At 60.7% G+C, this 24,754-nt stretch carries 22 protein-coding genes and 1 pseudogene; 11 read left to right on the forward strand and 12 right to left on the reverse strand.

The window, feature by feature from the left end; translation table 11 throughout:
• From WC026_RS14010 to coxB, 4 genes are all read right to left on the reverse strand, one after another.
• Entirely contained in the window at positions 1-162 is a 162-nt protein-coding gene (locus WC026_RS14010; protein ID WP_372711627.1) for a protein CoxF, read from the reverse strand.
• Positions 163-173: 11 nt separating this feature from the next.
• Positions 174-1,097: a heme o synthase gene (locus WC026_RS14015; protein WP_372711628.1), complete on the reverse strand. Its 924-nt coding sequence runs from the start codon at positions 1,095-1,097 to the stop codon at positions 174-176.
• Positions 1,098-1,196: 99 nt separating this feature from the next.
• Positions 1,197-2,822 (reverse strand): cytochrome c oxidase subunit I, encoded by a 1,626-nt coding sequence (ctaD, locus tag WC026_RS14020; protein WP_372711629.1) that lies wholly within the window; start codon positions 2,820-2,822, stop codon positions 1,197-1,199.
• Between the two features lie 94 nt (positions 2,823-2,916).
• Positions 2,917-3,894, reverse strand: coding sequence for a cytochrome c oxidase subunit II (gene coxB / locus WC026_RS14025; RefSeq protein ID WP_372711630.1), 978 nt, complete (start codon positions 3,892-3,894; stop codon positions 2,917-2,919).
• Between the two features lie 451 nt (positions 3,895-4,345).
• On the opposite strand from coxB, the gene WC026_RS14030 reads away from it, so the two are divergent.
• On the forward strand, positions 4,346-4,888 hold the full coding sequence (locus WC026_RS14030) for an invasion associated locus B family protein (protein ID WP_372711631.1): 543 nt from the start codon (positions 4,346-4,348) through the stop codon (positions 4,886-4,888).
• Positions 4,889-4,969: 81 nt separating this feature from the next.
• Here the strand turns inward: WC026_RS14030 and WC026_RS14035 are convergent, their stop codons facing one another.
• On the reverse strand, positions 4,970-5,395 hold the full coding sequence (locus tag WC026_RS14035; protein ID WP_372711632.1) for a hypothetical protein: 426 nt from the start codon (positions 5,393-5,395) through the stop codon (positions 4,970-4,972).
• Positions 5,396-5,788: 393 nt separating this feature from the next.
• On the opposite strand from WC026_RS14035, the gene bcsS reads away from it, so the two are divergent.
• From bcsS to WC026_RS14065, 6 genes are all read left to right on the forward strand, one after another.
• Positions 5,789-6,607: a cellulose biosynthesis protein BcsS gene (bcsS, locus tag WC026_RS14040; protein ID WP_372711633.1), complete on the forward strand. Its 819-nt coding sequence runs from the start codon at positions 5,789-5,791 to the stop codon at positions 6,605-6,607.
• A gap of 27 nt (positions 6,608-6,634) precedes the next feature.
• Positions 6,635-6,940: a hypothetical protein gene (locus tag WC026_RS14045; RefSeq protein WP_372711634.1), complete on the forward strand. Its 306-nt coding sequence runs from the start codon at positions 6,635-6,637 to the stop codon at positions 6,938-6,940.
• Positions 6,941-7,408: 468 nt separating this feature from the next.
• On the forward strand, positions 7,409-8,050 hold the full coding sequence (locus WC026_RS14050; protein ID WP_372711635.1) for a TetR/AcrR family transcriptional regulator: 642 nt from the start codon (positions 7,409-7,411) through the stop codon (positions 8,048-8,050).
• Positions 8,047-9,261, forward strand: a complete 1,215-nt coding sequence (locus tag WC026_RS14055; RefSeq protein ID WP_372711636.1) for an efflux RND transporter periplasmic adaptor subunit — start codon at positions 8,047-8,049, stop codon at positions 9,259-9,261. Before WC026_RS14050 ends, WC026_RS14055 begins: the two co-directional genes overlap by 4 nt.
• Positions 9,261-12,395, forward strand: coding sequence for an efflux RND transporter permease subunit (locus WC026_RS14060; protein WP_372711637.1), 3,135 nt, complete (start codon positions 9,261-9,263; stop codon positions 12,393-12,395). Before WC026_RS14055 ends, WC026_RS14060 begins: the two co-directional genes overlap by 1 nt.
• A 90-nt stretch (positions 12,396-12,485) precedes the next feature.
• On the forward strand, positions 12,486-13,601 hold the full coding sequence (locus WC026_RS14065; protein WP_372711638.1) for a tellurite resistance TerB family protein: 1,116 nt from the start codon (positions 12,486-12,488) through the stop codon (positions 13,599-13,601).
• A gap of 106 nt (positions 13,602-13,707) precedes the next feature.
• Here WC026_RS14065 and WC026_RS14070 read toward each other — a convergent pair whose 3' ends face one another.
• Genes WC026_RS14070 through WC026_RS14080 form a run of 3 tightly spaced genes read right to left on the reverse strand, consistent with a single transcriptional unit; the run spans position 13,708 to position 16,686 of the window.
• On the reverse strand, positions 13,708-14,814 hold the full coding sequence (locus tag WC026_RS14070) for an HlyD family secretion protein (protein ID WP_372711639.1): 1,107 nt from the start codon (positions 14,812-14,814) through the stop codon (positions 13,708-13,710).
• On the reverse strand, positions 14,807-15,559 hold the full coding sequence (locus WC026_RS14075) for an ABC transporter ATP-binding protein (protein ID WP_372711640.1): 753 nt from the start codon (positions 15,557-15,559) through the stop codon (positions 14,807-14,809). The genes WC026_RS14070 and WC026_RS14075 overlap by 8 nt, the downstream gene beginning before the upstream one ends.
• A complete protein-coding gene (locus WC026_RS14080) occupies positions 15,556-16,686 on the reverse strand; it encodes an ABC transporter permease (protein WP_372711641.1) in 1,131 nt (376 codons plus the stop codon). The genes WC026_RS14075 and WC026_RS14080 overlap by 4 nt, the downstream gene beginning before the upstream one ends.
• A gap of 288 nt (positions 16,687-16,974) precedes the next feature.
• Between WC026_RS14080 and WC026_RS14085 the strand changes: the two genes are divergently transcribed.
• A complete protein-coding gene (locus WC026_RS14085; protein ID WP_372711642.1) occupies positions 16,975-17,616 on the forward strand; it encodes a DUF2147 domain-containing protein in 642 nt (213 codons plus the stop codon).
• Here WC026_RS14085 and WC026_RS14090 read toward each other — a convergent pair.
• A complete protein-coding gene (locus WC026_RS14090) occupies positions 17,585-18,400 on the reverse strand; it encodes an alpha/beta hydrolase (protein ID WP_372711643.1) in 816 nt (271 codons plus the stop codon). The two genes, WC026_RS14085 and WC026_RS14090, sit on opposite strands and share 32 nt — an antisense overlap.
• A 623-nt stretch (positions 18,401-19,023) precedes the next feature.
• Here WC026_RS14090 and WC026_RS14095 point away from each other — a divergent pair.
• Together WC026_RS14095 and WC026_RS14100 are read left to right on the forward strand one after the other, a co-directional pair.
• Positions 19,024-20,832 (forward strand): hypothetical protein, encoded by a 1,809-nt coding sequence (locus WC026_RS14095; protein WP_372711644.1) that lies wholly within the window; start codon positions 19,024-19,026, stop codon positions 20,830-20,832.
• A gap of 171 nt (positions 20,833-21,003) precedes the next feature.
• Entirely contained in the window at positions 21,004-21,180 is a 177-nt protein-coding gene (locus WC026_RS14100; RefSeq protein ID WP_372711645.1) for a hypothetical protein, read from the forward strand.
• A 178-nt stretch (positions 21,181-21,358) separates the two neighbouring features.
• Here WC026_RS14100 and WC026_RS14105 read toward each other — a convergent pair whose 3' ends face one another.
• Positions 21,359-21,505 carry a hypothetical protein gene (locus WC026_RS14105; protein ID WP_372711646.1) on the reverse strand — a complete coding sequence of 49 codons (147 nt, stop codon included), beginning with the start codon at positions 21,503-21,505 and terminating at the stop codon, positions 21,359-21,361.
• A 1-nt stretch (position 21,506) separates the two neighbouring features.
• Positions 21,507-23,399 carry an aminodeoxychorismate synthase component I gene (gene pabB / locus WC026_RS14110; protein ID WP_372711647.1) on the reverse strand — a complete coding sequence of 631 codons (1,893 nt, stop codon included), beginning with the start codon at positions 23,397-23,399 and terminating at the stop codon, positions 21,507-21,509.
• Between the two features lie 260 nt (positions 23,400-23,659).
• Between pabB and WC026_RS14115 the strand changes: the two are divergent.
• Positions 23,660-24,469, forward strand: a pseudogene (locus WC026_RS14115) (FAD-dependent monooxygenase); the annotation flags it as partial.
• Positions 24,470-24,534: 65 nt separating this feature from the next.
• Here WC026_RS14115 and WC026_RS14120 read toward each other — a convergent pair.
• The coding region (locus WC026_RS14120) for a transposase (RefSeq protein WP_372711648.1) at positions 24,535-24,754 on the reverse strand (220 nt) is incomplete at its 5' end.

Consider the following 24,754-nt stretch of genomic DNA (forward strand, 5'->3'; position numbering starts at 1 on the left):
TTAATGCATGCCGCTTGCAGCGTTGCTGCCGAGGCGAATGAAGGTTGCGATGTAGAATGCGAGAACCATGAAGCCCAGCGTCAGCCCGATCGCAATCGACCGGCGCCGGCGGATTTTTTCCGCCGCTGGATCGAGTTTGCCGTTGTTGGGGTTTTCGCTCATCGGGTTACGCCTCAAGCCATCAGGCGGTTAAACAGCGCTTCGACGAAAAGCGTCGCGAAGAGGCCGTAGAGATACAGGATCGAAAACAGGAACAGCCGGCGCGCCTCGGTGTCGGCTTCGCGACCTTCCCTCGTCACGTAGACGCGGAACGCGAGCGCAAGGAACACCACGCCCAGCGCGATCGACAGCACGAGATAGGCGAGACCGCCCAATCCAACGAAATACGGTACGACGGCGAGCGGCACGAGCAGGATCGAATAGATCAGAATCTGGCGACGGGTCGCATCCGGTCCGGCGACGACGGGGAGCATCGGTACGCCAACGCGCTCATAGTCGCGGCAGCGATAGAGCGCCAGCGCCCAAAAATGCGGCGGCGTCCACATGAAGATGATGAGAAACAGAAGCAGGCTCTGAAGGCCGATGTCGCCGGTCACGACCGACCAACCGATCATCGGAGGAAAGGCGCCTGCCGCGCCGCCAATCACGATGTTCTGCGGCGTGCGGCGCTTCAACCACATCGTGTAAATGAAGATATAATAGGCGATCGTCAGGGCCAGCAGCGCGCCGGCCGTCCAATTGACGAGCACGCCGAGCGTCACCACCGAACCGACGGACAGCACGCCGCCGAAGCTCAACGCTTCATCGGCCGTTACGCGGCCACGCGGCAACGGCCGCGCGGCGGTACGAGCCATACGCGCATCGATGTCCGCGTCGTACCACATGTTGAGGGCGCCCGAGGCGCCGGCGCCAACAGCAATACAAACGATGCCGATCATGCCGAGCACGGGATTGATATGTCCCGGCGCGGCCAGCATCGCGGCCAACGCCGTGAAAACCACAAGCGCCATCACACGCGGCTTCATCAGCTGGATGAAATCGCCGACACTCGGCTCCATAACCAGGTCGGCCTGACCAATTTCGCTTTGAATGCTCATCGCCGGTGCGTCGCCTACATCAACCGTTCAGCTTGAGTTTGCGAGAGCGGCGGGCTGGCTGATTGCTGACCCGCCGCTCGATGCCTTTGGTTCGACCGATCAGTGATGATCCGTCGCCGCAATCCGCGGCAGCGTTTCATACGAGTGGAATGCGGGCGGCGACGGCAGCGTCCATTCGAGCGTCGTCGCGCCGATACCCCACGGATTGCTCGCAGCCTTCTCCTTGCGGATGAAGTAGGCGTAGATCATCGAGAGCAGGAATACGACCAGACCAGCGGTCGTGATGTACGATCCGATCGACGAGATACGGTTCCAGAAAGCGAACGCCTCGGGATAGTCGGCGTAGTGGCGCGGCATGCCCGACAGACCCAGGAAGTGCTGCGGGAAGAACAGCACGTTGGCGCCGATGAACGTCATCCAGAAGTGCACTTTGCCCCAGAACTCGCTGTACATGTAACCCGACATTTTCGGGAACCAGTAGTACCAGCCGGCGAAGATCGAGAACACCGCGCCGAGCGACAGCACGTAGTGGAAGTGCGCGACGACGTAGTAGGTGTTGTGGATCGAGCGGTCGATGCCGGCGTTGGCGCACATCACGCCCGTAACACCGCCGACGGTGAAGAGGAAGATGAAGCCGAGGGCCCAGATCATCGGCACCCGGAACTGGATCGAGCCGCCCCACATCGTTGCGATCCACGAGAAGATCTTCACGCCGGTTGGAACGGCGATGACCATGGTCGCGAACATGAAGTAGGCCTGCGTGTCGACGCTGAGACCGGCGGTATACATGTGGTGCGCCCACACGACGAAGCCGACAAGGCCGATCGCGACCATCGCGTACGCCATGCCGAGGTAACCGAAAATCGGCTTGCGCGAGAACGTCGAGACGATGTGGCTGATCATGCCGAAGCCGGGCAGGATGAGAATGTAGACTTCGGGGTGACCAAAGAACCAGAACAAGTGCGCATAGAGCAGCGGGTCGCCGCCGCCTGCGGGATCATAGAACGTGGTGCCGAAGTTACGGTCGGTCAGCAGCATCGTGATCGCGCCAGCGAGAACCGGCAGCGACAGAAGAAGCAGGAAGGCCGTAACCAGCACGGACCAGGCAAACAACGGCATCTTGTGCAGCGTCATGCCCGGAGCACGCATATTGAAAATCGTCGTGATGAAGTTGATGGCGCCGAGGATCGAGGACGCACCGGCGACATGCAGGAACAAAATCGCAAAGTCGACGGACGCGCCGGGATGGCCGATCTTGGACGACAGCGGAGCCACGAGAATCCAGCCCGTACCGACACCGTCAGCATCGGCCGTTCCGGGAACGAAGAGCGAGATGAGCAGCAGGATCATCGCGACCGGCAGCAGCCAGAACGAGATGTTGTTCATGCGCGGGAAGGCCATGTCGGGTGCGCCGATCATCAGCGGCACGAACCAGTTGCCGAAGCCGCCCATCATGGCCGGCATGACCATCAGGAACACCATGAACAGGCCGTGGCCGGTAACCAGGACGTTGTAGGTGCCGGGATTGGCGAAGTACTGGAGGCCGGGCTCCTGAAGCTCAAGCCGCATCATCACCGACAGCACGGTACCGATGATGCCCGCGAGGATCGCGAACAGGAAGTACATCGTGCCGATGTCTTTGTGGTTTGTCGAACAGAACCAACGCCTGAAGAACCCTGGAGCGTGGTCGTGACTGTCTCCAGCTGCGTATGCTGTGCTTCCCATAATTCCTAGAGCCCTTGTCCCGGAAGTTTCTTTGATCGTGTATTTCGGCGCCGGGCACGGCGGGCGCGACGCCCACCGGCTGGCAAATCATCGCCTACTGAGCTGCCGCCACCGCCTGGTTGGCGTGAGCCGCGGCGTCGTCATTCAAGATCTGCTGGGCCTTCTTCTTGTCCTTGGCCTTCACCGCGGCCATCCAAGAGTCATAAACCGGCTGGTCGACGACGCGGACGACGATCGGCATCGCGGAGTGCAGCTTGCCGCAAAGAACGGAGCATTGACCGGCGAAGGTGCCAAGCTTGGTCGCCTTGAACCAAACGGCTGATGTACGGCCCGGCACCGCCTGCATTTTCACGCCAAACGACGGAATCGTCCACGAATGGATGACGTCGGCGGACGTAATCAGCATCGTCACAACCTTGTTCACCGGAACCGCGATTTCCTGATCGACGGCCAGCCGGCGCAGTTTGTGATCCTCGGCCCAGATCGGGGCTGAATCCTTGTACTGAGCCTCGGTCAGAGCGGTGCCTTCGAGCGCGCCATATTTCTGGTCATAGGCTTCGTCGCCGAGTTTGGCGCGCAGCACGTCTTCATCGTTGACCATGTTGGACGTGAGCGTGACCTTGTCGTCCAGATACTCGTGTTCCCAGAACCAGGCGTTGCCGGTCGCCTTGATCGTTACATCGGGCTTGGGAAAGGAATATTGGTTGAAGAGCAGATGGAAGGAGGGGATCGCCATGCCGACGAGAATGAGGATCGGCACGATCGTCCAGGCAACTTCGAGCATCGTATTGTGGGTCGTGCGCGAGGGGACCGGGTTTCTCTTCTCGTTGAAGCGGAACATCACCCACAGCATCAAAACGAGAACGAACAGGGTGATCACGATGATGATCGTGTTCACGATATGGAAGAGAGAGGAAATCTGATCCATGATAGGGCTGGCGGAAGCCTGAAGGCCGAGCTCACCGCTCGTCGGCTGCCCGAGGCCCGCGAAAGCCGGGTCCAACCCACCAAAAGCTAACGTCATGCAGGCGATCGCCAAAACGGCGATCATGCCGAACATCCTCTTAGACATTCCTTCGCTCCCAATATGTCGACCGGCGAAAGCTCTGGGCCGACAATCTCCCATTGTTCCGGTATGCCGCCGCGGCGTACCGTCCCCGCTGATTATTGCCCGGCTTTTTTCTTACCGGGAACGCCTTCGTCCAAGCGCCGAACCATCGTTCATCTGCTAAGGCAGGTTGATACAGAGCACAAGCGCTACGATTGACTCAAGTCAAGTCCATGCGTCATTTGTTCGCGAAAAAACCGCATATCCAGAACGCGAATCATCTTAGCGAACAATCGGGATTTGTTTGCTGAAAGGGACAGAATTCGGCCGAAATCCTGGCCGACGAAGCGGCCTCGCGTTCAAACAGCGGCTCCGTCCAATGGCCAATGCCCGCCATACCAGGGAAATGCTCTTGCCAATTCTCAAGCGATGCGTTCTCGGTCACGTTTCGATTTCACATCGGTGGCGTGGCGGAATGCGAGCCCTGCGCCAGTGCTCATCAGCGGTTGCTCTGGGGATCATCTTCACAGTCGCACTTGCGATGCCGTCGCCCATCGTCTCGAATGCCGCCTCAGCCGTCGAAGCTCCGGAAGGGTCTGTCAAATCGCAGCACGGCGACTGGCAGGTCGTCTGCAAGGACCCGCCGCCGGGCTCAAAAAGCCCGGTCTGCGCCCTCGTCCAAAGCGTCACCGCCGAAGACAAGAACAACATCGGGCTTACCGTCTACTTTCAGAAATTTTCGAATGGCACGCGCGTGCTTCGAGTCTTTGCTCCGCTGGGCGTGCTGCTGCCGCCGGGCATCGGGCTCAAGATCGACGACAAGGACGTCGGACATGCGCCATTCCTGCGTTGCCACAGCTTCGCGTGCTATGCCCAGGTCGTCGTTGACGATCCGCTCATCGAACGCCTGAAGACCGGTAAGACGGCGATTTTCATCATTTTCCAGACCGAAGAAGCCGGCATCGGCATTCCGATTTCCCTCAAGGGCTTCGGTGACGCGATGGGCGAGCTTCGGTAATCGCATCGTCATGGCGACGCGCAATCATGACGACGCGCAAAACGCGTCGTCTGACAGAACAACACTAGCGGAAGCGCTTGGTCAGGCGACCTTACGTTCGTAGCTCTCGGTTTCCGCTTTCTCACGATCCAGAAGGATCAGCGTGTCTCGCGCGTGCTTAGCCGACGGGGGTAGCACGATCGGAGCAACGGACTGCGTCGCCGTGCTTGCGGCCGCGAGCATGCGCGGGGCGACGTCGGCGCAATTTCCCATCATCGTCCGCCAAAGGTCGGTATTTACCTTCATGGCATCCGCGGGGGACGACGTCCGCACGATCTGATGGCTCCAACGCACAAGCGCCTGCGCCTGCCGGGCTTGAAGCCCCGCCAACTCAAGCTGACTGCCCCCGATAGCTTTCAGATAAGGCTGCCAAAAGAAAGATGCCGTATCGACGGTGTCGAATAAAGTTTGATAAAACGAATAGTAGGGTGAAGTATTCCTCGGAGCTTGCTCCGCAAAACCCGCCATCTTTGCGTCCTCCCAGACACAAACTACTTTACAGAATACTGATAGACGACCTGTGTCTCAACCCGTTTCATTACGCGAGGCTTCAGGCGCGCGATGCTTTAGTTAGCACGCCTCTACGACGATAGCATTTCACAGCTACGTGCTTCGCATACAAACGGATGCCCGTCCTTGATCTGCATCTGGGGTCTCTTGGCGGCAAAGCAATGGCGCGCCGTCAAAGAATGAAACCTCTTCCACACTGGCGAAGAAGATGCACGGACATCCTTTGTTCACGTTGACGATCCGATCCGCATGCTGCGGATATAGTCACGTTATTGAATAGAGTTTTGTTTCGCATTTTGAGTTGTGTAAATGCGGCCGCGTTCGGGGATCGGAGAACGATGGCGTAGTACTGTGATCGTGGGCGCAAGCGCCGCGGCATCGCTGTTTTTTTTGCCGACACATCCCGTTTTTTCACAGCCAATCGATCCGCCCGCTGACAATATTCAATCCGGATCTGGGTGGCGGGAAACCTGGGCCGGGGTCGATGCCACGCGCGACCAATGGCTGGCCTATTCCGGCATTACATTCGCTCCGTGGAGCCGGGATATTTACAGCGACGGGCTGCGTCTGCGCCTCGGCGGCGGATATGGGCAGTATGGATATGACGGCTTGGCGCCACGAAGTCCTTGCGGAGATGCGACCGAGAACGATGCTTGCACCGAAGCGGATCGCGAACAACGCCGATATAGAGTTCAGCACGCTTACGCCGAAATGCTCATCGGCTACTATCTGCGCCTCGGCGCGCTAACGGCAAAAGCGTTTGCCGGCGCGTCGATGTCGTCGGAGCAGCATCTTGTGAAAGATCCGGCAGTCGATCGCGACGGCACGAAATACGGCTTCAAAGGCGCGATCGAGCTTTGGCTCGACATGAATAGCCGGACATGGACATCGCTCGACATCAGTTACGCGACGGCGCGCGATGAAACCTCCGGGCGCTGGCGGGCAGGTTGGCGCGTTGCTCCGCATGTGTCTGTCGGTCCCGAGCTTCGCTATGACAAGAACATCGAAACTGGCGACGATAACTGGAACGGTCGAAGCGGTCTGTTCGTGCGCTACGATTGGACCGGCGGCGAGGTCTCAGTCGCTGGCGGCGTCTCCGGCAGAGTTTATGACTGGGACGCGACGGACGTGTCACCGTACGGCACGCTGAACGTGCTATTTCAGTTTTGAGCGAAGCAGGATGGGCATCACAGAGCAATGACGAAGCGGATAACGATTGCAGCATTGCTTCTCACCGCCGCGACCGCGCCGCTTCTGGTTTCGAGTCCCGTCAAAGCTGGGGCGTGCGCGGCCACCGCGATTATGGCTCGGGGAGAAGAATCTCGCTTCGTTTGGCTCGCCAAGGTCAAAGCCCGGGCGCTGTGGCGGCAGAAGGTTCGCGCGATGCCGGGGCTTGGTCCCAACTACGCGAACTGGGCGCGCGCGCAAAATACGGAGGAGCGCTGCCTTACGGGCGGCGCCGGCACCATCTGCATCTTCACAGGGACGCCCTGTCTTCCTTAAGCACCACAGGCTTCGTATCCCGGCAGCATCGCCTTTCCGGAAATCGCCCTCGCGCTCGGCGCGGGACACGATTTGTGAATGGCTTTGCGCACCGCAGCGCTATAGTTGTTGTTTCAACTCCAGGCGCATCCCGGCACTGCGGCTTGTCGGAATGAACGCTTACAAATCCGAAGGCCAAAGCGCCGAACGGTCGCGAGAGGAGCGGTAGGCTGCGGGACCTATCGCTCCTCTTTCGCAGCAGTCCAAAATGTTGGGCTCGCCACACGCACGACGTCTTTCCCGACAATTAATCATTCAAATCCAAATACTTGAACCTTCTCTTGTTGTCTCTCCATAAGACGCTGGGTTCATCTTAGACGTCCTTCAAAACGAACACTTATTCGCCTTGACGCGACCGCAATCTTGCGACAAGCAGAACGCACGTTCTTTTATTAATGTCTTTGCTTATCGGAAGCTCTGTCTTCGCAGATGCCCAAACTCAAGCCTGATACTCATCGCGCCCGTCGCGAGCACATTCTCGATGCCGCGTTCACCTGTTTCGCGCGCGGCGGTTTCCACGCAACGACGATGCAGGCGATCTGCCGTGAAGCCGGCATCAGTCCGGGCGCGCTCTACGTCTATTTCGACAGCAAGGAAGCGCTCATCGCGGGTCTTTGCGAGCGCGATCGCGCGGAGTTCGCGGAGCGATTTGCGCGGCTCGCCGAAGCCCCCGACTTCCTGGAAGCGCTGGCGGCGATCGGCGAACATTACTTCGTTGCGGAATCTCACGAGAAGCAACGCTTCGTCGTCGAGATGGGCGTCGAGGCGACACGTAATCCGCGCATCGCCGAGATTTTCATGGGCGTCGACAGATACTGCTCGGCGAGCTTCGAAGCATTATTCCAACGTCTCAAGGACGAGGGTCGCATCGCGCCGCAGGTTGATATTCCGACGCTTGCGAAAGTGTTCAACGTTCTCGGCGACGGGATGTTCTGGCGACGCGCGATCGAACCTAAAGCCGACATGCGCACCGTGTTGCCGGTGGTGATCGAAATGGTCGGTGCGCTGCTCAATCCGACCGACGCCACTCCTCTAAGCCGTAAGCCCGCCGCATTCGAGGTACGCCGATGACCTTCGGAAAATTCGTAACGGCGCTTGCTTTGGTCGGCACGGTTGTGGGCGGCGGGTATCTCTTCGTCGAGAAGAAACACACGGCGGCGATGCAGGCTGAGCGCATGGAAGCGGCAAAGCCGATCGCGGCTCCGGCCGTCACGGTTTCTAAGGTGATGACGAGTGATTTCGTCGAGATGGCCGTGGTTTCCGGCTCTCTCATTCCGCGCGAGGAAATTCTCGTTTCGCCGGAGATCGAAGGCCTGCGTGTGCTGCAACTCCTTGCGGATGAAGGCGATCACGTAAAGAAGGGCGATGTCCTGGCGCGGCTCGTCTCGGAACAGATCGACGCGCAGATTGCGCAAAACCAGGCAAATCTCGCGCGCTCCGTCGCCGCGATCGCACAGGCGCAAAGCCAGATCGTACAGGCCGAAGCGCAGGCCAAGGAAGCGGCGGCCCAGCTCGAACGTGCAGAACCCTTGAAGAAGTCCGGATATCTGTCGGGCGCCACCTACGATCAGCGCGAGAGCGCGGCTCGGACGACTGCCGCGCAGCTCGTCGCCGCACGCGACGGGCTGACCGCCGCCAAAGCCGACAAGGCGCAGGTCGAAGCTCAGGGCCGCGAACTGCAGTGGCGGCGGAGCAATACGGAAGTGACCGCGCCCCAGGATGGCGTCATCAGCCGGCGGAACGCGCGCATGGGCGCGCTCGCGTCATCCGTCGGCGAACCGATGTTCCGCATCATCCAGAAAGGTGAAATCGAACTCGATGCAGAGATCGTCGAGACCGAGATGAAGAACGTCAAGATCGGCCAGAAAACCGTCGTCAACGTGCCTCAAATCGGCGATTTCGAAGGCGCGGTTCGGCTCGTTTCGCCGGAGGTCGACAAGACGACGCGGCTTGGACGCGTGAAAGTTTTTCTCGGCTCCAATCCGCAACTCCGCATTGGAACATACGCACGCGGCCTCATCGAAACGGCGCGCAGCCGCGGCCTTGGCATTCCGACGTCGGCCGTGACGTTCGATCAGGGCACGAACTATGTGCAGGTCGTCGTCGATAATAAAGTCAAGAAGCACGCGGTTCGACTCGGTCTGATCAGCGGAGATCTCGTCGAGGTCAAGGACGGTCTCCTTAACGGCGATATCGTCGTGACGCGCGCCGGCACGTTCCTGCGCGATGGCGATATCGTACGCCCCGTCTTGCCCGAGGCGAAGCTGAGCGAGGTTCGCTGATGCGGATCAATATTTCGGCTTGGTCCATCCGCCGTCCGGTTCCGGCAATCGTACTCTTCGCGGTGCTGATGCTGCTTGGCTTGCTGAGCTTCAAGCAGTTGCCGGTCACGCGTTTTCCGAACATCGACATTCCGCTGATCTCCATCACCATCACGCAATCCGGCGCGGCGCCAGCGGAACTCGAAACGCAAGTTACGAAAATCGTCGAAGACTCCGTCGCCAACATCACCGGCGTGAAGCACATCACATCGACGCTGACCGACGGCACATCATCGACAGTCATCGAATTCAAGCTCGAGACAAATACGGACCGGGCGCTGAATGACGTCAAGGACGCGATCGCGAAAGTTCGCGGCGATCTTCCGCGCACGATCGACGAGCCGGTAATCGAACGCATCGATGTCGAAGGCCAGGCGATCCTGACGTTCGCGGCGACGTCTCCCGGCATGACTCTCGAACAGTTGTCGTGGCACGTCGATGATGTCGTCAAACGAAGGCTTCAGGCAACTAAAGGGGTTGGCAGAGTCGAGCGCTACGGCGGCGTCGATCGCGAGATTCGCGTCAATCTCGACCCGGACAAGCTGCTGGCTTACGGCATCAGCGCCGCGGACGTGAACAAGCAGGTCGCCGCCACCAACGTCGATCTCGGATCGGGACGCGGCGAAGTCGGCGGCCAGGAACAAGCCATTCGCACGCTGGCCGGCGCGCGGCAGGTCACGGCGCTGGCGGACGCGAAGATCATTCTCGCCGGCGGGCGCGAAGTGCGCCTCAAGGATCTCGGCACCGTCGTCGATGGCGCCAGCGAACAGCGCGCATTCGGCCGCCTCAACGGACAGCCGATCGTGTCGTTCTCGGTTTTCCGCACCAAGGGTTCGAGCGAGCTTTCGGTTTCGGACGCCGTCAACGAGTCGTTGAAGGAACTTCAGGCTGCCGATCCCGAGGTCAAGCTGACCACGATCGACGACGCTGTCTCCTACACGCGCGGCAACTACGTGGCTGCGATGGAGGCGCTGATCGAAGGTGCCGTGCTCGCCGTGCTCGTCGTGTTTCTGTTTTTGCGCAACATGCGTGCGACGATCATCTCGGCCATCGCGTTGCCTCTTGCGGCGATCCCGACGTTCTGGGCGATCGGCGCGATGGGATTCTCGCTCAATCTCGTGAGCCTACTCGGCATTACGCTTGCGACCGGCATTCTTGTCGACGACGCCATCGTCGAAATCGAGAACATCGTTCGCCACATGCACATGGGCAAGAAGCCTTATCGCGCGGCACTAGAGGCTGCCGACGAGATCGGCCTGGCCGTCATCGCGATCACTCTGACGATCGTTGCAATCTTCGCGCCCGTTTCATTCATGGGCGGAATCGCGGGCCAATACTTCCGCCAGTTCGGCATGACCGTTGCCGTCGCGGTGCTCTTTTCGCTTCTCGTCGCGCGCCTCATCACGCCGATGATGGCTGCTTACCTGATGCGGCCGATCCCCGAGAAGCCGCACGTCGATGGCGCGTTGATGCGTGCCTATACGCGCTTTCTCCAATTGACGCTTCGGCACCCTTATCTGACGCTGATCAGTGGCGTCGCGCTCTTTTCCGCCTCCGTCTACGCGACGACGCTGCTGCCGACCGGATTTCTGCCGGACGAAGATACGGCGCGCGTCGTCGTCGCCGTCGAATTGCCGCCCGGCACGCAGCTCAACGAAACGAGCGCCAAGACGGACCGCATGGTGAACGCGCTCAGAGTCATTCCCGAGGTTGAACAGGTATTCGTTCTCGGCGGCACCAGTCCGACAGGACAGCTCGACGTGCGGCGCGCTTCGCTGTTCGTCAAGCTCGTGCCGAAGACGAAACGAAAGCTCACCGAAAAGCAGCTGAAATCGATCATCGCGGCGAAACTTGCTGACGAGCCGGACAGCCGCGCCTGGTACATCAATGAGCGCGGCGAACGCGAACTTTCGTTCTCGATGCTGTCGCGCAGCGGCGACGATCTCAATCGCGCGATCGGTCAGGTCGAGGGTGCGTTGCGTGTCGTTCCTGGTTTCCGAAACGTCGCCGCTTCCGGATCGACGGACCGGCCCGAGATTCAAATCGTTCCGCGCCTCGATGAAGCCGCGCGCCTTGGCATCGCGCCGGAGCAAATTTCCGAAACCATCCGCGTGGCGACGATCGGCGACGCGGACTTCAACCTCGCGAAGTATACGGTCGGCGACCGGCAAATTCCGATCCGCGTGCAGCTTGACGAAGCGACGCGCACCGACCTGAAGCGGATCGAGCAGCTGCGCCTCACCAACGCGCAGGGCAAGGCTATTCCTCTGACGGCCGTCGCGTCGGTTGAATTCGGGCGTGGACCCGCCGCGATCGAACGATTTGACCGACTGCGGCGCGCGGTCGTCGGAGTCGATCTCGATCGTGGCGTTGCCTTGAGCGTGGCGCGGGAACGGTTCTTGAAGGTCATCGAGGAACAGAAACTGCCCGCTTCCGTCAGCCTACAGCCATCGGGCGACGCCGAGGTTCAAGACGAAGTCGCGAACGGCTTCATCACCGCAATGGGAACCGGCATCCTGATCGTTCTCGGCTTGCTGATCGTGCTGTTCGGCAGTGTCTTCCAGCCGGTGACAATTCTTCTGTCGCTGCCGCTATCGTTCGGCGGCGTAGCGATCAGCCTTCTCGTTACGGAAAATTCGATCAGCATGCCGGTTTACATCGGCCTGCTCATGCTGATGGGTATCGTGACGAAAAACGCGATCATGCTCGTTGACTTCGCAATCGAAGAGATCGCGCATGGCGTCGAACGCGGCGTGGCCATCGTCGACGCGGGCCGCAAGCGCGCCAGGCCCATCATCATGACAACGCTGGCGATGGCGGCCGGTATGCTGCCCAGCGCCTTCGCGCTAGGAGACGGCGGCGAGTTTCGGGCGCCCATGGCGATCGCGGTCATCGGCGGGCTTCTGGTATCCACCATGCTATCGCTGATCTTCGTGCCATCGTTCTTTACCGTAATGGACGACTTCGGCTGGCTGATGCAGCGTATTTTTGGGCGCTTTATCGGCCCGTCGGACGAGGACGACGCTACGGACGCCGATCTGGCTTCGGCGCATTCACCATCTAAGCCCGGTCCGGTGCCGCTCGCCGCGGAATAAATCGGAAAGGTTGTTCGTGTTGGGCGTTGTGCGTGACAACCGCGCTCACTACCTTCCGCCGTAGCGATCGCAACGGAAGGACCCCCCACCATGTTCGACGCCAAATCCATCCTCGAAAACATCGTACGCGGTGCCGCATCCTCTCAGCCTTCCGGCGCGAGCGGAGGCGGAGGCTTCGGTGATCTGATCAACGAAATCGGCAAGAGCCTGTCGGAACAGCCGGGCGGCGCGCCAAGCGGTGGCCAGCCGCCTTCTTCCGGAACATCGGGAACAAGCATCGGCGACATCCTCGGCGATCTGGCCCGCCAGTTCGGGCAACCGGCGTCCAACGGCGCGCCGGGTTCGCCGTCACAGGCACCCGCACCGGCAAGCGGCTCGTCTCCGGACCTTGGAGATGTGCTCTCCCAGATCAAGGATAAGCTCAATCAGGCGGGCGGCTCCATCTCGGATGGCGGAAGCATCACCGATATCCTCGGCAAGATTTTCACTCAGGCAACGCAGGGCGTGAGCGAAGGCGCATCGCGCGTCGGCGAAGCGACGGGCGCCTCCGACGCGCTTGGACGCGCGGCCGCAGATCCGAGGGCGGCAGAAATCCTCAATCAGCTGAAAGGCGTTTTGCAGTCCAGTCCCTTTGCCGCGGGCACGGCGGCGGGTGGGCTCGGCGGCATCCTGCTTGGAACGCAAGCGGGACGTTCGCTCGCTTCAAGTGCCGTTAAAATCGGCGCGCTCGCAATGATCGGCGGGCTCGCCTACAAGGCGCTGCAGAATTATCAAGCGGGCAAGCCGCTCATCACCGGTGCGACGACGCCGGTGGCGCCTCCGGCGGGCTCCGGCTTCGAGCCTGCGGCGGTGACGAACGACGCGGCGGTTCATTATATCCAGGCGATGATCGCGGCGGCGGCAGCCGATGGGCGCATCGATGCGAACGAGCACGAAACGCTCGTCGCGAGCCTGACGCAGGCCGGGGCGGGCAGCGAAGCGGAAGCGTTCATCGCGAAAGAGTTGAACAGTCCGCGCTCGGTGCAGGAACTGGCTGCCTCGGTGGCATCACCGCAAGAAGCCATTCAGCTGTACACGGCGGCGCGCATTGCCGTGGCGGACAAATCGCCTGCCGAACAACAATTCCTCGCATCGCTGGCGGCGGCGCTGAATATCGATCCGAAGCTTGCGGCGCACGTGGACGCGACGGCGCAGGCAGCTGCCTGACCCGCAGTCACGCCGACCGCACGGCACGAGCGGTCCTGAAAATTAAAAAAGGCGCTGACCAATCGGTCGGCGCCTTTTGATTGCGTTTCGTCTGACGGATTTGCGTTCAGTTGGTCTTCAAGGTGCCGGTGGTTGCCGCCGAAGCCTGACTGTTGTCGAGCTTGAAGAATGTGTCGACGCGCATTCCGGTGAACAGCGGCGGATGTCCGTCGAGGTCAACCATCACTTCGACGACTTCCACGTCGTTCGGACGCCTTGGCCCGCGCGTTGCGATACGCGGCGCGCCGAGCGACTGCGAGATCGACGTCACCGTTCCTTCGAATGTCTTATCGGGAAAGGCGTCTGCCTTGACGACGACGCGCTGGCCGACGCGAACCTTCGCAGCGTCGCGCTCTTCGACTTCGGCGCGAAGCCTGAGGCTCGACATGTCGCCGAACACGACGAGCGCGCTATCGGGCGACGGCACTGCGGTTTCACCCACCTTGGCCAGTATGTTCAAAACCGTACCATCGGCAGGCGCGCGGATGCGTGTCCGCTCGAGCGCCAATTCCGCCGACGTCAGATCGGAGCGCGCCAGGGCCAACGACGATTCAAGTCGCTGCGGCAGCGGCATGCCGGATTTCGCGTCGACCTCGGTCAGCGTGTTCTTGGCGTCCGCCAATGCATCTTGCTTCGAAACGAGATCCTTGCGCGCCGTTTCAACCGCGTCATCGGTGCCCTTACCCGCCTTCGCCGACCGATACGCCGCGTCGAAGGCTTCGTGGGCCGCGAATACCGCGCGTTGCGCTTTCGCGAGGGCATCCTCGGCGTTGCGGCGATCGAGCGCCAGGCCCGTTGCCTGCTCCTCGCTGCGCTCGCGCTCGCGAACGCCGGCTTCGGACGCCGCGGCTGCGACCTTCGTGTAGTAATCGGTATCGTCGAGCCGGAGCAACAGATCACCGGCCTTCACCTGATCGTTCGTCTTGGCGAGCACCTCGACGATCTTGCCGCCGGCCTCGCCCGCGATCCTGACCTCGCCGTCTTTCGGCTCAACGCGTCCCGTGGCTGACGCCGCCCATTGCGGGACCGGCACAGGCGTATCGGCGCGCGCCGAACCGGCAAGATTGCTGAGCGTCGCGTGATCGCTGAAGGTCTGAATTCCCACACCCAGCGTGACCGCGATGGCAGCCGCGATCAGGATGGTCGAAACCGCGGGATCGATCTTTTTAAGCATGCAGCTTTCGCCTCTTCGTCAAATCGGTGATTTCCGGAGCATTGATGCCCTCGGGTCTGCGTTCTTCTCCGACAATCCGGCCATCTTCGATGCGGACAACGCGGTCGGCATATCCCAGAGTTCGGGGATCGTGGGTCACGGCGAGGACGCTGCGGCCCTGTTCCTTAGCGATCCTGGACAGCAGGGACATGACGGCATGTCCGTTTTCGCTGTCGAGGGCTGCGGTCGGTTCGTCGGCCAGCACGATCGACGGCGAGCTTGCGATCGCGCGCGCGACTGCGACGCGCTGCTGCTCACCGCCGGAAAGGTTGCCCGGATAGTTCGTCAACCGGTGACCGAGGCCGACCTCTCGCAAGACTTCTTCGGAGCGGCTGGTGGCTGCGAAGCCCTTGACGCCGCGCACGTCGAGCGCGATGCGGACGTTCTCGAGCGCGTTCAACGTCGGGAAAAGGTTGTACGACTGGAAGATAAAGCCGATGTGTTCGCGCCGAATTTTGGCCAGCTCTTCCGCCGACAGGCCGTCGAGCGACTGGTCGGCGATACGGATCGTGCCCGATGTCGGCTTCATGATGCAGCCGAGAATGGACAGAAGCGTCGTCTTTCCGGAGCCCGAAGGCCCCATCAGGAGCGTCAACTCTCCGGGTACGAGATCTAGCGTGACGCCTTTGACGGCAACCACCAGACCTGCGCCGGAGCCGAGCTCCTTGACGATATTGTCAGCATGTAAAACAGAGGACGTCGTCATCGCGAGAACACCGTAGCCGGATCAATTTTCGTGACTTTGACGATGGCTGCGAGCGCTGAAATCGAGCACATGAAAAGCGTCAGCGCGAACAGCCAAAATGCCAAACCTGGAGTCATAACGAGCGGTAGCGACGAATTTCGGCTGGCGTAGAGAACGAGCAGCGCGATCGCCATGCCGAGGACGTAGCCGATAACGGCGCTGAGACCGGCCTGAGCCAGAATGACTTTGTGAATGTAGGACTTCGACGACCCCAGCGCACGCAAGGTCGCGAATTCGTGAATGTGGTCCTTCGTGCTCGAATAGAGCGTCTGAGCCACGATGACCGTGCCGACGAGGCTGCCGAGGATCGCACCACCGATCAAGGCCAAGCCCGCGCCGGTCCGGAACAGCCATTGCAGCAGGCTGCGGCTTTCGAACTCATCCTTGGTCAGAACGTCAGCGGATTCGAGGCGGCTCGCGAGATCGGTCTGCACCTTCGCGATGTCGGCACCGGGTGCCAGTTTCACAAGAAGGAACGTCGATCGATCCTCGGGCACGCCAAGAAGCTGACGGGCGCGATTGAGGGTCGTGTAGGCGTAGGGCGATTGGGTGAACGAGCGAATACCTTCGGTGAGCGCTCTGATTTTGACGCGACCGCTGGCGGCCTGGGCAGTGTCGCCGATGCCGGTAACGCCGAGTTCGCCCAGATAACTGCGATCGATCGCAATGGCGTCGGGCGCCTTGATGTCGTCTAGCGTGCCTTCCACCAAGGACCAGGGAACGAGGCCGCGGCTATCGGCGTCGGACCCAACGAGGACCACACGCGAAGAACCGCCGGAAGGCTTGCGCCATTCGGCGAACGAGACAACGAGGGGCACTACGCTTTCGACGCCCGGCGTCGAGAGAGCCTGATGGCGCTCGCGATCCGACAGCAAGACGCCGCCATCTTCGAAGCTCTTGGCGCCATAAGTGGTAATGAACAGGTCAGCGTTGGAGCGCGCGATGTTGGCGGTAATCATTTCGCTCGAACCGAGGTACAGGCCAAGCTGCACCGCGACCAGCACGATCGAGAACAGGATGCCGATCAACGTCACGGCGAGGCGCACACGGTCGTGCAGCAAATTGCGAAGCGCGAGAGTAAAAATCATCTCAATGCCGGGTCTCGTGTTGCAAACTGGGGTAACGGCTTAATTCCGTACAGAGCCTTTCAGCGGCTCCAGCTGCCTGAGGTCGTATAGCCCTAAAGTAAGCCTGCTGCCATCGCGAACCCCGTGAGAAATGCGCGCGTCCTGACGTCAGGCATTTGTCGCGGCATCGGGTCCGGTCCTGGAATTCGCTGCAAAGGCTTAGCAGCCACTTAATAATTTCACTCCAATGTTTCGCCGTTTTCGAGGCATAGGAGTGAAAACGTGGTCTTTGCTCTGCGGTTTATTGTCATGCGGTATACGACTCTTTCCCCGTTTTCAGGTGGTTTTCTGCGGTTGGTTACCGCTTGCGCGGGGGCTGCGATCTTCTGTTCACCGGCTTTTGCCGATCCACGCGAGGTCGGCATCTGGTATGACGACACCGGCAAGGGTGCGGTCAAAATCGAAATCTGCACGCCAACGACGCTGTGCGGCAAAATATATTGGCTCAAAGAGCCTCTCGGCACTAACGGCGAACCCAAAATCGATCGCTACAATCCCGAACCTTCGATGCGCGCACGCCCTATTTGCGGGTTGCCTGTGCTCGGCGATCTCCAGCAGCTTTCCGAAGGCGGCTTCGATAACGGTTGGGTTTACGATCCTAAAGAGGGCAAATCCTACAGTGTTGCTCTTGATCTCATCGCCGCCGACACGCTGAAGGTGACGGGCTACAAGGGAATGCGTTTCCTCGGCAAATCATTCATGTGGACGCGGGCGCCGGCAGATTTGCCATCGTGCGCTCCGGACGCGGCTCAGGGCCCCGACGCAACCAAGTCGAATGTTGCAGGCACAAAGGCCGCCGGCTCACCGGCCAAAACCGGTAAGACGGCCGCTAACGCCAAGCCCAAGCCGAAAAAGGCTGCTACTCCGCAGCACCCTGTTGCTTCGAACTAGCGGATGTCTGCTTGCGGTCGGATTTGACCGCCTCGGACGCGAGGACGCGATCGACGAATTCAACTGTTCGATCAACGACATAATTGCGCTGACGATCGAGCATGACGAGGTGATAGCTATCGTCGAGCACTGACACCTCGACCACCCCACTGAGCTTACGCTGCAGCGTCATCGTATTCTTGATGTCGCTCTGGTCATCGTGGCGCGGATGGAAAATCAACGTGTGTAGCTTCACGAGCGAGAGCATCGGCCGGACGTTGCGAACGAGCGAGAAGAACTCATAGACGGTTCCGCCGCCGCGCACCGTGATATCGGCCGGCATGTTATCTGAGCCGCGCAAGGCCTCGAGGGCAAAGTTGCGGATGCGCTCATCCTTGATGCCGTAGGGAGCGGGCGTCCGGAACTTGAAGAGCCGCGCCGTCCACTTGTCGGTGACGAGGTGGAACAGCTTGATCATTTTCGGTATCGCCCAGCCGTTCACGGCGAGCGTCGGCGCATAGAGCATCAGGCCGGCTGCCTGGTCCTGACGATAAGCCGCAAGTCTCAAAGCGAGGATCGAACCGGCCGAGGCGCCGCCGATGATGACGGTGTCGCACATGCCGCGGAGATCATCGAAGGCCTTGGAGACCGTCTGGTACCAGTCATGCCACGTCGAAAGGCCCGAGACGTCGGTCCCGAAGGTCAGACCTGGAACGACAGGGCAGTAAACCGTCATACCCTTGCGAGAAAGCGCGTGGGCCACCGTTTTCATCTCGAGCGGAGAGCCGCCCAGAGAATGAATCAACAATACCCCCGAGGATCCGCCCGGAATGAAGAGACTGCCGCGAGTAGGCTGAAATTTCTGTTTATTTGTCATTGGCTACTTGCACTTGCTGAGGACCAGCCGAACGCTCTTTACGACGCAGCATCCCAAGATGCCAACGCAACTATGTGTCGCGCCACCGTAAATTTTAAGGGTAACCCTGGACGTCCCGCAGTTAAGATTTGGTTCGCGAACTTATTACGAAGTCTCTGAAATGGCCACACCTTTCGACACCAGATCAATACGCTTTGGTAAACAAAGACCTGACGACTATCCGGCCATCTCATCGGCCGCCAGTTGGCGCCCTAACTCATGATGTTGCAATGCGGCATAAAATGGGTGGCGCGTGCGGCGAATTGATATGGCGTCATGGATTGGTCCCTCGGTGCCCGATTGATGGAGTGAGAAATTCCGCTCCCTCGCTTCCATCGATATTCAACCCCCTGCTCTGCGCCCGCGTTCCTTGTGTGCTGGTCGTGCAATTTATCCGTTGGATTCTGGATGATTGGCCGGCCTGACACTGTTCGCACGCAATCTTTGATTTATACTCCGGCAAGCATTCAATGGACGCGCACGCCGACACACGCCGCTGGGGTTAGATTGCAGTGACTTTCTCGCCGCGCACCGCAATTGCCCTTCTCACCTGCATCGCCGTCACATCGAGCCAGCTTTCGCTTCCGGCGGTCGCTGCGGAAATCAGCCGTGCCGACTACGAGGCATGCCAGGCACGCGATGACGCGGGGCTGAAAACCGCTGTTATCGCCATCGCCACGGACGCGATCACCAGCGGGACCAAAACAATCAACTATGGCGCCCTTGTCGATCGGCAATGGCGGGAGCGAAACCTCGATCAGATCATCGACAACCGCGTCGACATCGCGATCACCGAGATCACCAACGAGACGAGCTGGACGGACCGGCTCAAGACGCTCGCCGACAATGAAAAAGCCCAGCAGCTCGCGACCGCCGTGGCAGAGCGCGTGTATCGCTCGGATGCAGTGAAAACGGCGCTTGCCGACCTTGCGTCCGGGGTTGCGAAGGAGGTCGGCAAAAGCATCGAATTTGCAAGCTCCGACGCCACGAATTCATTGCTTCAGTGCCTGAAAGCGTTCGTTGGCCCGCGCTACGGCGAGGCGGTCGCCAATGTGCTTGCCGGTGACGCCAGCCGCAGCGTCAACGTCGATCCCAACAAGGCGTCGGGAAAGGTTTCGGCGGGCTCTGTACTTAATGAGTCAACGGGAGGCCTCGCGGGCGCCACCATCCTGATCGTCCGGCGGCAGCTCGCCAACCTCGCGCAGCGCGTCGGCCAGCGGATCGTCGGCAGCGTGTTGTCGCGCGTCGTTTCCGTGGTCGCCGGAGGGGTCGGGCTGGTCTTGATCGCCAAGGACCTCTGGGACTTCCGCAACGGCGTCCTGCCGATCATCGCCACGGAAATGAAAGCGCCCGCGACCAAGGCGAAGGTGCGCGAGGAGCTGGCCACCACCCTTGCGACCCAGATGAACGACCATATCAAGGAAATTGCGACGGCGACGGCCGAGCAGGTCATCGAAGTCTGGCAGACGTTTCGCCGGGCCCATGCGCTGGTTCTCCAGATCGCCGACCAGAACGGAGATTTCCGGGCGTTTCTCGATCGCGTCGATCCGCAGTCGCTGCCCCGGCTCGACGAAGTGGTGTCGATCCTCGCCGCGTCGGAGGGGCAGGATTCGATCCTGCGACGGCTTCATGACGGCTCCCTCAACCAGGCTGTCCATCAGATGCCGGAAAACGGCCTCGCGATCGCCCGGGAAACCAATTCCATCGCGACGGGCCTCGCCTGGACGGCGCTGGCGGGCAAGCGGCTCGACCGCGTTGTCGACTATGAGTTGCATCGGCGGATGTCGCCGAAGGATCTGACGACCGGCTCGCTCGCTCGAATTCTCGACCTCAATGACCGCGCGGCGATCGTTAAGATCGCGGGCGTGCCCGCCGCGGCGCGCGACGCCCTGTTCAGCCTGGATGCGGGCGATCTCAATCTCCTGCTTCGCTCTCTTTCCGAGGACGAAATAGAATCTCTTGCGGGTTACCTCGACGGGCTCAGACCCGGACCGCGCGACGCGGTTCTCAAAACGATCGCGGCGAGCCCGGCGAAAATGCAGATGCTGGCGTCGCGGAGCATTCGCGAGGGCATCATCGCCAGCAACGATCAAGAGATGGCGGCGCGGATGATGCTGGCGGACACGAGCGGCTTGTCGCCGAAAGCCGTCGTCGACGATGCAGGGCTTGTCTTCGACGGCCGCGTCGCGCCGCTTCTATTATGGTACAAGCACCCGCAAGCGGTGGTTGCCGCCGGGCTTCTGAGCCTCGTTGTGATTGTCTGGTTTGCCCGACTTTTCAGGCGCAGGCGCGCCCCGCAGGCGCCAACGGCCGAGACCTAGGCCGGACGTTGCAAATCGGCCTTATCCAGAGGCTGTCCACATGCAATCCACGTTGCCTCGTCCCGGCGGCGGCGGGCTCCTGCTATAACGATTCGACGGTCATTGATGGACCCATAGCGAAGGGGGACGGTCATGCGCGTGCGGTTCAGAAGCGAAGAGGGAGTAGGTGACATGGGATTGAAGGCGCCGGGGATCATCACGTTCATGCTCTCCGTCATCCTGACGGTCATCGTCCTGACGTCTAAATTTTTCGGAGCCGATATTCCCGGGCTGACCGGCAATGAGTCTTGGGCGCTTCTCGCGTCGTACGCGATCCTCATGCTCGGCTGCATGGTTCGCGGGATGTAACGAAACAGGTCACTCGTGTTGCAGCGCAACCGACCTTCGGCCATCGATCTCGCTCATTCCATTCCAGTGATGTGCGCTCCTGTCGCGCGGCAACCCGCGATATGGAGGTGCGTTTGAGCGCTGGCTATCGAAGACAGATGTCGAACGAGATGCCTCAGACTTTTGCGCGACGCGCGCGTCATTCTTCGAAAGCCATCGTGATGGCTGTCGCGTTGACGCTTGCGGCATTGATCGCGCTCGCTATCGCGTCTCGCGATAGTCGCCCGAAGAGCGTGAAGACGTTCAGCCCGGTCACGACCACTCCCGTCAGCGTCGAGTCAGGCATGCTACCGGTGGTCCACCGCTAGGCGCGGCACCAGCGGTTCCGCCCGCACCAGCCCGCGCACCGAATTCCCGAGATAGATTTCAGCAGCCTGGTTCAAGTCCTGGATCGTCAGCCGAGCTTCTTCGGCACGCCCCTCATCGATGAGCGCCGCCCGCAAGGTGCCCGGCAATACGCCCGCCGCCAGACGCGGCGTCAGCAGCTTTCCGTCGCGTGCGATAAAGATCGACGTTCTGCTTCCTTCGGCAAGCTCGCCGGACTCGTTGAGATAGATCACCTCATCGGCTCCGAGCGTCTCGGCGTAGTGCTTCCATTCGCGATCGTAAAGTTCGCGGCGAGTCGTCTTGTGATAGAGGAACAAGTCGGAGCTGTTGAGGCGGCTGTCAGACACCACATAGCGCATCAGGGCATCGGCCGGTGTCGGCGGTTGCGGGGCTGTCGTGACGGTTACGAGGCCATCTTCATCGAGCAGCAAGCGAACACGCAACCTGTCGTCCGCATTCGCCGACGTTGCCGCTTCGATCGCGTCGTGAACCTTGCTCGCGTCGAACACGAATCCAAAATAGGCCGCTGACGCCGCGAGGCGCGCCAGGTGATAGCCGCGCAACCAGATCCCTTTGCCCGGCTCGTGAAGCATCGTTTCGATCAGCTCGAAGCGGCGCACGGGATCGGTCAGGAATTTCATCTTGAGCAGGCATTCGGCGTACTCCTTGACGCCGTCGGAGTCCGCGACGATACCGGAACCGATTCCCATCTCGCCCGCTCCCTTGCGGTCGATGACCGTTGTGCGGATCGCCACGTTCAGAAGCGCCGTGCCGTCAGGTGAAAACCGCCCGATGGCGCCGCAGTAGACTCCGCGCGGCTCCGTCTCGAGCTCTCGGATTAATTCCATGGCGCGAATCTTCGGCGCTCCAGTGATGGAGCCGGGCGGGAAGATCGCCTTCAAAACATCGACGATGCCAATCCCGGATTTCAGCTCGGCCCGCACTCCCGACGTCATCTGATGAAGTGTCTTGAACGTTTCGACGGTAAAGAGATCGGTCACGCTCACCGAGCCCGGATCGGAGATGCGCCCGAGGTCGTTGCGCATCAGATCCACGATCATCAAATTTTCGGCCCGGTTTTTAACATCCTTTGAAAGCGCGACGCGAATCTCCGAGTCCGCATCGAGTGTTCCGGCGCGGGGAGCGGTTCCCTTCATCGGGCGCGTTTCGATAACCTGACCGTCCTGCTTGATGAACAGTTCCGGCGAAGCCGAAAGAATGGTCACGTCTCCGGTATCGACGATGCCCGCGTAAGCCACACGCTGCTTCAGGCGCAGATCGCGGTAGAGCGCGAGCGGCGAACCCTGAAGGTTGAACTTCGCCTTGAACGTCAGATTGAGCTGGTAGATGTCGCCGCTGATAATGTTGGCCTGCACCTGCTCGAAGCGCTTCAGATACGAGGCGCTGTCCCAGCTATGGGCAAGCTCGCCGAGCGTCGGCGTGCCGATGGCCTCCGCGTTCAGCCATTCCTGCACCTCGGAGCCCATCATCTCGCGCGGCGACGTATAGAGGCCGAACCAAAGAAGCGGCATTTTGCGCCGCTCGGGAAGAAGCGATGCAAGCCGCGGCTCGAGGAGATAGCCAAGTTCGTAGGAGAAGAACCCGGCCGCGTGGAGCCCGCGCGCAAGTCCCGACGTCAACGCCGCGAGCGCGGCATCGACATTTTCGGGGCCGTCGGCGCGGATGATTTCAGACGGATGTTCGAACAGCTCCGATACCGCCTCGAGAGACGTGCTGTTGTCGAGCAGAACGAAACCTTCGGCGAGCGCCGGCGTCTTATGAGGCGTCGAGGCCGCTTGCGCGCCGGCACCGGATGTCTCGGGGGAATGGCTTGCGAAAGAGGGGTGTGTCATCGACTCGTTCTAACGCGGCCGCTTCGGGATTGCCACTCCGACGGAGCCCGCGCAGGATCTGGCCATCTTCAGAGAAACTACGGCTCTGGCGGCCGGCTCGTCGTTATGCGCCCAAGCGACGGGCGCTTCCAAATGGTCGCATAGTGGCGCTTCGTGGCAAGAACCGTGTCTCCATCGGATCGAGCCTGCACGGCGCGATCGTTATGCAAACCGCAATGGTATAGAATTTTTGGCGGCAGATCGAAACAGGTCCCATTTTCATGACAAACAGTGCGGCGTCACGCATCGAAACGAGTTGCGCAATCGTTGGATCCGGCCCGGCCGGTCTGATGCTCGGTCTCTTGCTGGCGCGGGCTGGCGTCGACGTGACCGTCATCGAGAAACACGCCGATTTCCTCCGTGACTTTCGTGGCGACACGATTCATCCGTCGATGCTGGAAGTCATGCACGAGCTCGGACTGCTCGACGGCTTGCTGGCGCTGCCGCACACCGAAGCAACGCGACTGCATGCCGAGATCGGCGGCAAAGACACCACCATCGCGGACTTCTCGCGCCTGCCGACAAAATGCCGGTTCATCGCCTTCATGCCGCAATGGGATTTTCTCGATTACGTGGCCGGCGCGGCGCGGACGCTACCGAATTTCCGACTGGTGATGTCGGCGACGGTTGCAGGATTGATCGCGGACGGCGGCAGGATCGCGGGTGTACGAGCGACGACGGCGGAGGGAGATCTCGAGATCCGATCGCGGCTGGTGGTCGGCGCGGATGGGCGCAATTCGATCGTGCGCGAGAAAGCGCAACTCGAGGTCGAGCGCTTCGGACGTCCGAGCGAGGTGCTCTGGATGAAGCTCTCCCACCATCCCGACGATCCACCCTATACGATGGGACACGGCGGCCCGCGCCAGGGCTTCGTGATGGTCGACCGTGGCGACTATTGGCAATGCGGTTTCATCGTCCGCAAGGGCAGCTTCGATGAGGTAAAGGCTGGCGGGCTCGATGCCTTCCGAACGACCGTCGCCGCTGTCTCTCCGCTGCCGCCCGAGCGCATGCAGGAAGTCCGGTCATGGGAGTGGCTGTGTAAAAACGTCCGGCGTGGTGGCCGCTACCGCAGGTGAAGTGCGCTCGATAGCCGACCTCACCCGCGTACCGCTGCGATGAGTGGCTGAACACCGAGGATCGCGATCATCCTGTTGATATTGTAGGCCAGGACGCAGAGGCTCATCTCGGCTTTTACACGCTCGATGCCCTTCGTCAGGAAGTGCGTGTAGCCCATCCAGGATTTGATCGTGCCGAAGGTGTGCTCTACGGTCCTCCGGCGGATGGTCATGGCGTTGCCGGCGTCCAGCCGCTTCTGC

Source organism: Hyphomicrobium sp., from assembly GCF_041674905.1.
Taxonomy (GTDB): Bacteria; Pseudomonadota; Alphaproteobacteria; order Rhizobiales; family Hyphomicrobiaceae; genus Hyphomicrobium_B.